This is a genomic window from Tropicimonas sp. TH_r6 (genome assembly GCF_033101155.1).
Lineage (GTDB): Bacteria > Pseudomonadota > Alphaproteobacteria > Rhodobacterales > Rhodobacteraceae > Tropicimonas.
Genome location: NZ_JAWMPX010000008.1, coordinates 64,660 through 76,260 on the forward strand (window position 1 = coordinate 64,660; position 11,601 = coordinate 76,260).

At 59.0% G+C, this 11,601-nt stretch carries 10 protein-coding genes and 1 pseudogene; 8 read left to right on the top strand and 3 right to left on the bottom strand.

The window, feature by feature from the left end; all coding sequences use genetic code 11:
- Positions 1-50: 50 nt before the first annotated feature.
- The 5 genes from R3X27_RS10040 (at position 51) to R3X27_RS10060 (ending at position 4,699) form a co-directional block, all read left to right on the top strand.
- The gene (locus R3X27_RS10040) at positions 51-941 is read left to right on the top strand and encodes an NAD(P)-dependent oxidoreductase (RefSeq protein WP_317708721.1); all 891 of its coding nucleotides are present in this window, start codon (positions 51-53) and stop codon (positions 939-941) included.
- A 2-nt stretch (positions 942-943) separates the two neighbouring features.
- Positions 944-1,852 (top strand): NAD(P)-dependent oxidoreductase, encoded by a 909-nt coding sequence (locus R3X27_RS10045; RefSeq protein ID WP_317708722.1) that lies wholly within the window; start codon positions 944-946, stop codon positions 1,850-1,852.
- Positions 1,849-2,667, top strand: a complete 819-nt coding sequence (locus tag R3X27_RS10050; RefSeq protein WP_317708723.1) for an aldo/keto reductase — start codon at positions 1,849-1,851, stop codon at positions 2,665-2,667. The genes R3X27_RS10045 and R3X27_RS10050 overlap by 4 nt, the downstream gene beginning before the upstream one ends.
- Positions 2,668-2,772: 105 nt before the next feature.
- Entirely contained in the window at positions 2,773-3,753 is a 981-nt protein-coding gene (locus tag R3X27_RS10055) for an aldo/keto reductase (protein ID WP_317708724.1), read from the top strand.
- A gap of 67 nt (positions 3,754-3,820) precedes the next feature.
- A complete protein-coding gene (locus R3X27_RS10060; protein WP_317708725.1) occupies positions 3,821-4,699 on the top strand; it encodes an NAD(P)-dependent oxidoreductase in 879 nt (292 codons plus the stop codon).
- A gap of 162 nt (positions 4,700-4,861) precedes the next feature.
- Here the strand turns inward: R3X27_RS10060 and R3X27_RS10065 are convergent, their stop codons facing one another.
- Entirely contained in the window at positions 4,862-6,040 is a 1,179-nt protein-coding gene (locus tag R3X27_RS10065; protein WP_317708726.1) for an IS5-like element ISPha2 family transposase, read from the bottom strand.
- An 82-nt stretch (positions 6,041-6,122) separates the two neighbouring features.
- On the bottom strand, positions 6,123-6,323 hold the full coding sequence (locus tag R3X27_RS10070) for an ATP-binding protein (protein ID WP_411572479.1): 201 nt from the start codon (positions 6,321-6,323) through the stop codon (positions 6,123-6,125).
- A gap of 614 nt (positions 6,324-6,937) precedes the next feature.
- Here R3X27_RS10070 and R3X27_RS10075 point away from each other — a divergent pair.
- Complete coding sequence (locus R3X27_RS10075; protein WP_317708727.1) at positions 6,938-8,428, top strand: hypothetical protein; 1,491 nt, start codon at positions 6,938-6,940, stop codon at positions 8,426-8,428.
- A 155-nt stretch (positions 8,429-8,583) separates the two neighbouring features.
- Here the strand turns inward: R3X27_RS10075 and R3X27_RS10080 are convergent.
- Positions 8,584-8,865 (bottom strand): annotated as a pseudogene (locus R3X27_RS10080) (DUF4158 domain-containing protein); the annotation flags it as partial.
- Positions 8,866-8,959: 94 nt separating this feature from the next.
- Here R3X27_RS10080 and R3X27_RS10085 point away from each other — a divergent pair.
- Both R3X27_RS10085 and R3X27_RS10090 read left to right on the top strand, forming a co-directional pair.
- Positions 8,960-9,565, top strand: a complete 606-nt coding sequence (locus R3X27_RS10085) for a recombinase family protein (RefSeq protein WP_317708728.1) — start codon at positions 8,960-8,962, stop codon at positions 9,563-9,565.
- Between the two features lie 670 nt (positions 9,566-10,235).
- Entirely contained in the window at positions 10,236-11,564 is a 1,329-nt protein-coding gene (locus R3X27_RS10090) for a transposase (RefSeq protein ID WP_317708729.1), read from the top strand.
- Positions 11,565-11,601 lie beyond the last annotated feature (37 nt).

Sequence of the window (11,601 nt, forward strand, 5' to 3'; positions counted from 1 at the left end):
GCAGAGCGCCACGCAGCGCTCTGCCACAAAGACAATTAGGGAGGACAAACATGCGAATTCTGTTCACTGGCGGCTCCGGCAAGGCCGGAAAGCACGTATGCCGTTACCTGCGCGACAAAGGGCATCGCGTGGTCAATGTTGATCTTACACCACTGGATGAACCGGGGATCGACAATCTGATCGCCGACATCACCGATAGCGGCTCGATGTTCAATGTGATGACAAGCTATGCCGATTTCGACGAACTTGAGCCGGGCACCGGCGTGCCGGCGTTCGACGCGATCGTCCACTTTGCCGCCGTTCCGCGCATCCTCATCAATCCGGATCACGAGACCTTCCGGGTCAACACCATCGGCACCTATAACGTGATCGAGGCGGCGGTAAAGCTGGGCATTCGGAAGATCGTTTTCGCCTCTTCGGAGACGACATACGGCGTTTGTTTCGCCGATGGCGAGGCGCTGCCGGATTATCTGCCGGTGGACGAAGAGCACGACACCAACCCTATGGACAGCTACGGCCTGTCAAAGGTGGTCAACGAGAAGACAGCCCGTGCCTTCCAGCGCCGCTCGGGCGCAGACATCTACGGGCTGCGCATCGGCAACGTGATGGAACCGCACGACTACGACCGCTTCCCGGAATTCTTTTCCGATCCGGCCTGCCGCCTGCGCAATATCTTTTGCTATATCGACGCGCGCGACCTCGGCCAGATCGTCGATCTGTGCCTCAAGACAGACGGGCTCGGCTTCCAGGTCTTCAACGCCGGGAACGACACGAACTCAGTGAATCTCCCCAACAGCGAGATCATCGCGCGCTTTTATCCGGGTGTACCGGTGAAGCGCGAGTTGCACGAGGACGAAGCGCTGTATTCCAACCTGAAGATCCGGACCATGCTGGGCTTCGAAGAAAAACATGACTGGCGCAACTACGTCGCCGAGGAGTGAACATGACCAAACCTACCGTCGGCTTCATCGGAGTGGGCTACATGGGCCATGGGATGGCGGCGAACATCCTGAAGGCCGGATACCCGCTTGTCGTCGTGGCGCATCGCAATCGCCAACCGGTGGATGATCTGGTTGTACAGGGGGCCACGGAGGCCGGGTCCATCGCGGAACTGGCCGCGCAATGCGAGATCATCCATATCTGCGTTTCCGGCTCCCCACAGGTCGAGTCTGTTGTCGGCGGTGAAGACGGGATCGCGGCCAACGCGGCTCCCGGCAGCGTCGTCATCGACTGCTCGACCTCCGACCCGGTCTCCACTCTGCATCTGGCGGAACTGTTCGCAGGAAAGGGCATCGCGATGGCCGATTCCCCGCTTGGCGGCACCCCTGCGAATGCGGTGGACGGCACACTCGGCGCGATGGTGGGCACGGATGCGGAGACCTTTGCCCGGATCGAGCCGGTCATAGGCTGTTGGGCCAACAACATCATGCATCTCGGGCCGGTCGGCATGGGCCACAAGATGAAGCTGATCAACAACTTCCTGGCCATGGGCAACGCCGCGCTGTTGTCGGAGGCCATGGCGCTCGCGCGCAAGTCGGGCCTGAGCACGGCGCAGTTTCACGAGGTGATCGGCACCAGCCGCATGCGCAACGGCTTCTACGACACCTTCATGAAGTGGACCCTTGAGCGGGACGAAAACGCGCATCGGTTTTCCATCACCAACGCCCACAAGGATATGCGGTATCTCTCCAACCTTGCCGTGAGCGTCGGCGCGGTGAACCCGGTACAGTCGGCAATCCGCAACAATTTCGGCGCCATGGAGGCTGCGGGACAGGGCGAAAGATACGTGCCGATGATGGCGGATTTCATCGCTGCCATGAATGGCTTGGCACCAGAGGGGGAACAGGAATGAAGAAGGTCGGAAGCATTCCTCAGGTCGGCTACGGGACCTGGAACCGTGATGGGCAGGTGGCCTATGACGGCGTTCGCTGCGCTTTGGATGTCGGCTATCGGCACATCGATACGGCCGAAGGGTACAACAACGAGGAGTATGTGGGCGCCGCGATTTCTGACAGTGGCATCCCGCGGCCGGACATCTTCCTGACCACCAAAGTGTCCCCGGAGAGCTTCGGCCCCGGCCAGATCATGTCCCATGTGCGCACCTCGCTGGACAAGCTCCGGGTGGAAAAGGTCGACCTGCTCCTGCTCCACTACCCGTCCATCAAGGACGAGTACGACATTACGGATTACATGGCGCAACTCGCGGACGTCATCGATGCGGGCCTGACCGACCAGATCGGCGTGTCCAACTTCACCAAACGCTATATCGACAGTGCACTGGATCTACTGGGCGACCGGCCCATCGCCACCAATCAAGTGGAGATCCATCCGCTGATGCAGAACCGCCCCATCGTGGAATACTGCCGCGACAGGGGCATCCCGATGACAGCCTACTCGCCGCTTGGGCGCGGTTGCGTGAACGACAGCGCCGGGCTCAAGGAGATCGCCGCGGCGCACGATGCCACCGCGGCGCAAGTCTCGCTGGCATTTCTCATGGCCGAGGGATTTATCATCATCCCCTCCTCGGGCAACCCGAGCCGGATAGCCGAGAACTTCGCCGCGAAGGACATCGTCCTGACGGAGGCGGACATCTCAACGATCCGGAGCCTCGATGAAGGCCGCAGGCTGGTGGATGGGCCTTGGTGTCCGGCCTGGGATACGGAGTAGCGCCTGGGCCTCGGTCATCCGACCAATCCGGCGTCGGGGCGCAACAACGAAATGAAACCGTTTGCCTGTTGGAGGCGGACGGCCAAAGACATGAGGAAAGCGCAAGTGAACCAGACCTTTGGCAAGACAGATCTGACGACAAGTTCGATAATCTATGGCTGCATGGGCGGCGCCGGCGCCTTTGGTCCGCAGGAGGAGAAGGATTCCATTGAGGCGCTGCAGGAAGCCTTCAATGTCGGGATCAACTTCTTTGACACGGCCGAACTCTACGGCAACGGCTATTCGGAGCAGCTTCTTGGCCGGGCATTGGGCGACAAGCGGTCCGAGATCGTCATTTCTTCCAAGGTCGGCCGGGCAAACATGGCGCCCGATGACCTGATCGCGGCCTGCGAGCGGAGCCTGAAGAACCTCGGCTCCGACTATTTCGACCTCTACATGCTGCATTGGCCCAACTGGAATGTGCCGTTCGCAGACAGCATCGGTGCACTGAAGACGCTGAAGGAAGCCGGAAAGATCCGCTGGTATGGCGTGTCCAACTTCGGCAATCTCGACCTCGACGACGCGTTGGGACTTAGCGACATCTCCGTGAACCAGCTCCCTTATCACCTGTTCTGCCGGGCGATCGAATTCGAGGTCCAGCCGAAGTGCGAAGCCGCCGGCGTGCCCATCATGTGTTATTCGTCCCTGATGCAGGGCCTGCTGGCCGGGAAATACCGGTCCCTGCAGGATTTCCCGGTCGACCGCGCCCGCACCCGGATGTTCGATCACCGCAAATGGCCGGACGCCGTCCACGGCGAAGACGGAGCGGAAGAGACCGGGCAGCAGCTTCTGGACGGCCTCTGGACGCTCGTCGAAGAAACTGGCCTGTCCATGGAAGAGCTGGCGATCGGCTGGCTCAAGTCCCGTCCGGCGGTTGGCGGCGTCATCGTTGGAACGCGAAATGGCGCGCAGAGCCGCGGTCTGAAAAAACTGCTGGACGTATCGCTCGACGAGTCGATCCTGGCATCCCTGACCGACTTGTCCGATCCTCTGAAGGACGAGCTGGGGTCCGATATCGACATGTGGGGCAAGGGCAGAACACTATAGGCCGAACGCCGCGAATGTGGTGATGATACATGGCCGACATGCGGTCGGTCCGGAAGCGAGGAACAACATGAAGATCGGATTTCTGGGGCTTGGCAAGATGGGCAGCGGCATGGCTGCACGGTTGGCGGAAGCTGGCCACGAGGTGACCGTCTGGAACCGCAGCCCGGGCAAGGCTGGTGCGTTGCTCGAGCTTGGTGCACGGGAAGCTGCCAGCCCGGCCGAGGCGGCCGCTGGCGCGGAGGCCGTCTTTTGCATGGTGGCTGACGACGCGGCATCAAACCGGGCCTGGTTGGCCGAAGACGGGGCCGCTGCCGTCATGCCGAAGGGTGCGTTCCTGATCGAATGCTCGACGATTTCGCACGAGCAATCCGCACGGCTGGCCGAAGAAGCGCGCGCCCGCCACCTGACCTATCTCGACTGTCCGGTCAACGGCCCACCCTCCGGAGCCCGAAAGGGGGAACTTGTGCTGCTGCTCGGGGCGGCTTCAGAAGACATTGAACGCGCCCGACCGCTGCTGGAGGCCATTTCGCAATCCATCCTGCATTTCGGCGGTGTTGGCACAGGCACCGCCTACAAGCTCATCAATAACCTGCTTGGGGCTGTCCACATCTCGGCCATGGCCGAGGCCGCGGTCCTCGCCGGGAAATACGGGATCGACGTGGAGACAATGGTCGAGGCAATCCGCACCGGGCCCATCGCCAGCCCTCACACCATGCGCATGTCCCGCCCGATGCTGGAGGGGCGCCCCGCCGACAGTTTCGCGCTCTCCATAGGTCTCCGCGAGAAGGACGCACGATATTGCATCGCCATGGCGGAGGCCGGCGGGGTGGAGATGCCTGTCGGGGCAAGTGCCCATGCCTGGTATGCGAAATCAGCCGAGGCTTTCGGTGACCAGGATGACTCGCTCCTGCTGGAGACCGTTGCCAGGTCCGCCAAGAAGACCTGACGCGGTTGGGCCTACGAAAGGGCAGATACATTTAACAGGCTGCTGAAGAAGTCGGGCTTGAAGGACGTTATTCCTGCTGCCACGATTTGAAGGCGGTTTTCTTCGGCTTCGGCATCGGCATCGGCATCGGCGGCGGTCGCGGGGTCTGAGTTTCCTTCTCCGTCAGGCCGCCAGGAGTTTCGGCAGCCTCGCGAGGTTGCAGGCCGCCATCGTCATCGTGAACTGGGCGCAGACCCTATCGAGCCCGCGGTGAACGGTCTGGGACATGCCGCCGACGGTCTTGGCCCAGCCGAACGGTTCCTCTATCTTCTTCCGGCGCCGCTGGGACAGGGCGTAGCCGAGGTGCCGGGTTGTCCGTCCGTCGATGGCGGAATGCCGGGCTTTCTGCGCGACGTGCGGTGTCACGACCATGCGCCTGAGGTCGGCGACGAAGTCGGCGCTGTCGTATCCCTTGTCCGCCCCGAGTGTCAGGCGTCGGGTCGAGCCCGGTGAGTGCCGGTTGATCATCTCAAGTGCCGCCTTCCGCTCGCCATACCCTTCAGCGTGGGTCAGCTCTGCCTGCACCACGAGGCCGTTCCGGTTTTCCATCAGCGTATGCCCCATGAAGCAGAGCATCGCCGCCGCGCCCGGCGCCTTCTTGTAAAGGCGCGCATCGGGGTCCGTTACGGACGCATGGGTTGCGTTCGAGCGCTTCTGGCCCCGGAAGTTCACCTCGGGGTTGCGGGTCTGGCGGGGCGTGTTGGTCATCGGCTGGGTCTCGGTTTGCTGGGCCTGGTCGGTGTCCGGGGAGGTCTCGTCGGCTGGTGGTGATGGCGGCCCACTGGGATCATCATTCTGCGGCGGCGCTGTACCTTCCTTCGGCTGGAAACTCTTCATGGACGCCCACGCCTTGACCAAGGTGCCGTCGACCGAGAAGTGCTCGTCCGACAGCAGCGGCTTGACCTGAGGGTGCGCGAGGATCGCGGCCATTACCTTGCGCGACATGTCGGTTGTCAGCAGCCGGTCGCGGTTCTTGCTGAACACCGTGGGAACCCAGACCGGGTCGTCGATTCCCAGCCCGACGAACCATCGGAACAGCAGGTTATAGTCCATCTGCTCCATCAACTGCCGTTCCGAGCGGATCGAGAACAGGATCTGGAGAAGGCTCGCCCGAATCAGGCGCTCCGGCGCAATGGAGGGGCGGCCAAAGTCGGTATAGAGCGCGTCAAACTCGGCATCGAGGCTCGTCAGTGCATCGTTCACGATCTGCCGGATCTTGTGAAGCGGATGACCCGCAGGGATCCGCTCCTCAAGGTCAACATAGCTGAACAGCGACTCGCTCGCTTCGTCCGTCCCACGCATCGTCACCCTCACCACCGCTGCCGTGCCGGAAGTGAATCATGTTCTCAAAACCGCGTCGAGACCGGCCTTCTTCAGCAGCCTGTTAAGAATCTTGATGCATTCCCTTCGCGTCTCTGTGTCTCCCCAATTCGCGGGAAAAATAAGGTGAAGATCGGGGGAGCCGAAAGCGGGTTGTCCGGCGCAGGAGGAGGTGGAGCAACCGGTCCAGCAGCGCGGTGGCGATGAAGGGATCGTCAAAAATATCGCCCCATTCGGCGAAGCCACGGTTCGAGGTCATGATCATGTCACGCTTTTCGTCGTGGGCGTTGCCGAGTTGAAAGGAAGCTTGGCACCGACCTGCACGTTAGGCAGGTAGCGTCCTCGGCATCACTTGCCACTGCCCTGTTGCGTTGGACGAAAATCGAACGCCTCGCGGCAGGACGCTCATACCGAGGAGGGCGGACATTGTATTCGTCCAAGATGTTGATGCCTCTATTCGTTCAATCCGGAAACTGGTCGCTTGAGATCCTCGACATGATTTCGAAACCCGATGATCTGGCTTCTTGTCTCCATTGTGCTTGCATCTGGTCTGACACATAGAGATATCGGCCGGCCCTGTATGCGGTTCGGCCTCACTCCGGCGGCTTGCCAGAGATTTCACGGTGACGAAAACGACCGCGAGTTATTCAATTTGGGAGCGCCTCTCGTTACCCAATCGTGAAGGGCTTCGATGCTGGAGCCCAGCGTTGAATGCTTCAAGACTCTATATTTCGTATCTTTGATGAGAGAAATTAAGGTCAACTTCTTGGCTACCTGACAAGGATCATTCAGATTTCATGATTTTAATGTATAGTTAGGACGCAGCTATGCCTTCGAAAAAGGAGCTGGGACGGTTTCTTTTTTTCGGGAGCTGTTTGATTGACGTTTGCAAGTTGCAATCTGTCAAGAAGTAGAGCGCTGTGCGCTTCCACTTCGGCCTTTTTAGGCTTGGATGAAGGCGCACGCTGCGTGAAGGAGGAGGTCATGGAAATTGCTGGAAGAGGAAAAGGCGTGGTCAAGGCGCTGCTGCTTGGCAGTGCCGCAACATTTGTTCTGGCGGTGGCGCCGATCGAACTAACCGAGTTCGACTACTCATACGCGGAGGCCGCCGGAGGACAGGGCAATGGTGGCGGAGGCGGCAGTTCTTCCGGGTCTGGAGGTGGCGGCTCCGGATCTGGCGGTAGCGGATCTGACGGCGGCGGCTCCGGGTCTGGAAGTGGCGGATCTGGCGGTGGCGGATCCGACGGTGGCGACTCCGGATCAGATGGGGACGACAGGGATAGAAACGCCCCTTCATCCGAGCGTAGAGGCCAAAATACTTCGGCCAAAAAGTCGGGCTCTTCTACCAAGGTGAGTCCAGGTGCGACTGTCGTGAAACCATCGGTGCGCGTCGCGCCCAAAACGGTTTCGAGCGGAAAAAAAACGGTAAAGCCCGTGGTTTCGGTCGCAGAGGATGACGACTCGGATCGTCCGAGCTGGGCTGGAGTTCCGGGTGGCAAGGATGGTTCCGGTGGCGGTGCGCCTGACACTTCGGGATCAACAAAGGGCGATCTCTTCGGGGATCTTTGGGTCATCCTGCGTGATGACAACGGCGTTCCGCTGCTTTCTCCCGAGGGCTGGGTCCAACCGCTTGACGAGTTTGGGGAACTGATCGACCTCGATGACGAGGGCCACCCTGTCGACGAGAGCCTGACGCTCGAAGTGGAAATGGGTCGTCTCAATGTTGGCCGGGCTCCGCCGCAGGTCCTCGATCGTCGTGCGGACGAGGTCATCACATTGATGGAGACGGCGACGGCTCTGGATACGGATGCCGCTGGTCGTTTGATGTTCGAAGTCGACGGGGTGTGGAAGACGATCGACTCCCCGCTGGAGAACCTTGCGATCTATGTCGCGTTGATGACCACGGGAACCATCGACGGAATCGATGATCTGCCGGGGGCCGATTTCGACTTCATGGTCGATGGCGTGTTCACGGTCGAAGATCTGCAGGCGTCGACGGTTTTCCTTGCTGCGGCCACGGACAAGACAGGTGAGTTCACCACCGATGAAATCGCCTATATCAACGCTTTCCTCGGAATCGAAACGGAGACCGTCGAAAAGGTGACCTACTCGGATATCGATTATTCCGAGTTCACCTATGACCGCGAAAGCGTCTATGGCGAGGTCTATACGGATGTTCTGGTTCTCCAAGGTGGTGTCTGGGTTCCGGAGAACGTGAACGTCTTTGAAGCGGTGTTCGGCGATGAAGCCATGACCGTTGGGGGATCGCTCGATGCATATACCACGGCCGCGGAAGATGCGCGGATGGTCGTGAACTTCGTGCACGAGTACGAAATCCCTGCCGAAGATCTCGAGAGTGTCTCGCATTGATCACTCGGCGGAGGTAGGCCGTTTCCAGGCTTGCCTCCACCCAACCGCATGCGTGCCGGCCACATGTTTGTGACCGGTATGCTCTTTTGGGGGGAGAAAGCAGTCCGGCTTTCAACAGCGGAGGAAAAGTCGGTCTGCTGGACCCGAACGGTCTCGGCGTAATGGGAAAGCTCATCCATCTCTTCGCCAAGCTGTGCGGCGATGAAGCGACTGATGGCCTCTGGAATGACCTCCCCCGACACCAACAGTCGGCCAGGATACCGGAACGCACAGAGCTGAAGGGCAAAGCCGAGGCGATTGCGTGCATGACGACGAGTCCGAATGACTTCGATGTCATGATCTGACAGCGTGTAGTGGTGGAGAATGATGGCTTCGTCTTGCGGGAGGTCGATCAGCGCTGCGCGTTGGCGCGCGGTCAGAATAGAGCGTCTTGGCATGTGGGATCGTCCTTGTTAGTCATTAGTCTGTTCGGGACAGATTCCGCATCAGCAAAATCAACAGCTTGCAGGCCAGAAACTCGAGGGGGTTCAATTGGGACAAAGCGCTGCGATTTACGCCAGGGTTTCCACTTCGGACCAATCCTGCGACCGCCAGGTGAAAGAACTGACCGCCTTCGCAGAAAGAGGTGGCTATGAAGTGATCGGGGTATTCAAGGAGACAGCCTCCGGAGCCTCTGCCAACCGTGCCGTCAGGAACCAAATTCTCAATCTGGCTCAAGCAAGGCAGATAGACGCCATCCTTGTCAGCGAATTGTCCCGTTGGGGGCGCTCCACCCAGGACCTGTTGGACACCTTGAATAGGTTGGCTGGCTGGAAAGTTTCGGTCGTTGCCATGAGCGGCATGACCTTTGAGTTGGATACGCCGCATGGCCCGATGATGGTGACAATGCTGGCAGGAATCGCCCAATTCGAACGCGATCTGCTCAGCGAGCGTGTCAAATCGGGTCTCGCAGCCGCCAGGGCGCGCGGCAAGAAGCTCGGACGTCAACTCGGCCAACGCCCGAAATCCGACAAGCTCGCACCAAAGGTCATCCAAGCTGTGGCCGAGGGCCGGTCATACCGATGGATCGCACGCGATCTCGGCATTAGCAAAAACACCGTTCTCGACATCATGAAGCGGCACCGAGAAAAGCCTTAGAGGGTTGATGAAAAAATCCATTCGCGATGCCCAACCGCACCGAATCCGTATCTGCGGCGGATCTCACGGCGAGAGGATTCATTCCGCCCGTGGCAACCACGGATCAGCCCGGCATTAGCGCTTGTCGAAAAGCCATCTTCAGCAGCCTGATAGGGTGTCGTTCTGCCCCGAACCGGAACAGAGCCCAGCGAGCAAAATCCTGGGCCGGCGTCCCGTGCGAGATCTGGATCTTTCACCTTCGTCGTCGTCCGGCCCAGCCGTCGCCGAGCCAAGCCGGGCATGTCGCCGCAGAAGTTGCGCGCATTTGTCGGTTGCGTGATGCAGTCGGTTGAGTGCAGGGTGAGGGCTCAGAAAACCAAATAATTTCATTATGTTAGGCTCATGGAGCAAACTGGTTCTGGACTTGTGTGCAGATCGGATGTGACCCAGTCAAATTTCATTAAATGATCTAAATCGGATTATATGGTGGACATGTGAGGCACGATTGATACGCTTGCCTTGGGTGAGTCGCTGGGAGGGATGTTTCATGAGTGGATCAGCTGTTGAAGGCAGTGCGGCGCTACGAAATGAGAGCGGCAACCCGAACGTTTTTGGTGCCCACTCCGAAATCAATCCGTGTGGGGGAGCCCTAAATTCTGCACCCCAATCCGGTTTGTGAGACGTTTGCGCCATGGAGGCCATCGCCTATCTCCCCAAGTGGACCGTGCATGAATGCGAAGTCATGGGTGGCGCCTATCACGTCGCAGCGACCTACGACGAGCAGCCCGAGCACTGCACGAGCTGTGGTTGCGGCGAGCGCCTCTACCGGCACGGCACGAGGCGACAGATATACATGGATGCCCCGGTGCACCGTCGAAAAACATTCATTCAAGTGAAGCGAGGGCGTTTTAGGTGCCGACGCTGCGGTGGGACCTTTATGCAGCCGTTGCCCGACATGGACGATGCCCACAGAATGACGGTCAGATGTCGAGATTACATAGCCGAGCAAAGCCTCATAAGACCAAACACCCACGTCGCCGATACCATCGGCGTCGACGAGAAAGTGGTGCGCCAGGTATTTCAGAAACACAGTGGAAATTTTGAGGCAGATCACCTTCGCGACCTACGCGCGCCCCGCATTCTCGGGATTGGTACACTACAGATTGGTCCAAGGCTCAGAGCCATTTTGACTGACGTTGAGGCCAGTGAGCCAATTGAAGTCTTGTCGAGCCGAAGTGGCAATAGCCTGGGTCAATTCTTGCGCCAGCTGCCCGGGCGGGAAAAGACAGAATTTGTCATCATCGAGATGTTTAAGCCGCACCGCGACGCCGTAAATGTCGCGATGCCGCAGGCTGCCGTCGTTGTCGACAAGGGCCACGCCATTAGATTCGTCGACGACCTTGTTGCGACCGGCAAAAGCTGTCGCGCGGAGCTTTCGAACAACAACAGCACTTTCAATGTAGAGGTTGCGCTTGATATTGCAGAAGCTTTCAAGGGTATCTGGAAACTTCGCACTGCCAAGACGGCGAAGGACGCGCTTGGCGACTGGCGAGGAAGTGTTCCCGAAGATTTGTATCGTCTGTTTCAACCGGCGATTTCAGCGACGAAGAAGCTTGAAGTTGAGATTCTGAATTATTTCGAGTTCAGGCGCCTTGCGCATGCTTCAAAGGAGACTTGGAAGCAAACCGCGAGATTTAAAACCTACATCAATACCGGACTTTCTTTCGATACCATCCGTCAGAAAGCGCTAATCGACAAAAAGCGTGGACGCAAGCCAGAGGTGGCTGTGCGCCGTAAATCTCAAAAATTAGGTATGATGGAGCAATGCGAATGCTGTGAAAGGCTTTTTGATCAGCGGATCGTTTCGACTCATCACATCGTTCCGTTGAGCGAAGGCGGCGGCGAGGAAGCCGATAACAGGCTAAGACTATGTCCCAACTGCCATAGACTCGAAGCGGAAAAGTGGTTCGGCGGCAACGGATATCTCAAGAAAAGTTCTGAGAGGGCAGTAGCGAAATAATTGGAGATTATTACCTCAGTTAAATTGGCCGCCATTT

What these genes read in the sequence shown, in the direction of transcription:
- R3X27_RS10090 (WP_317708729.1), top strand. Translation starts at nt 10,236, where the DNA reads ATGGAGGCCATCGCCTATCTCCCCAAGTGGACCGTGCATGAATGCGAA.
- R3X27_RS10060 (WP_317708725.1), top strand. Translation starts at nt 3,821, where the DNA reads ATGAAGATCGGATTTCTGGGGCTTGGCAAGATGGGCAGCGGCATGGCT.
- R3X27_RS10065 (WP_317708726.1), bottom strand. Translation starts at nt 6,040, where the DNA reads ATGCGTGGGACGGACGAAGCGAGCGAGTCGCTGTTCAGCTATGTTGAC.
- R3X27_RS10045 (WP_317708722.1), top strand. Translation starts at nt 944, where the DNA reads ATGACCAAACCTACCGTCGGCTTCATCGGAGTGGGCTACATGGGCCAT.
- R3X27_RS10070 (WP_411572479.1), bottom strand. Translation starts at nt 6,323, where the DNA reads ATGATCATGACCTCGAACCGTGGCTTCGCCGAATGGGGCGATATTTTT.
- R3X27_RS10040 (WP_317708721.1), top strand. Translation starts at nt 51, where the DNA reads ATGCGAATTCTGTTCACTGGCGGCTCCGGCAAGGCCGGAAAGCACGTA.
- R3X27_RS10050 (WP_317708723.1), top strand. Translation starts at nt 1,849, where the DNA reads ATGAAGAAGGTCGGAAGCATTCCTCAGGTCGGCTACGGGACCTGGAAC.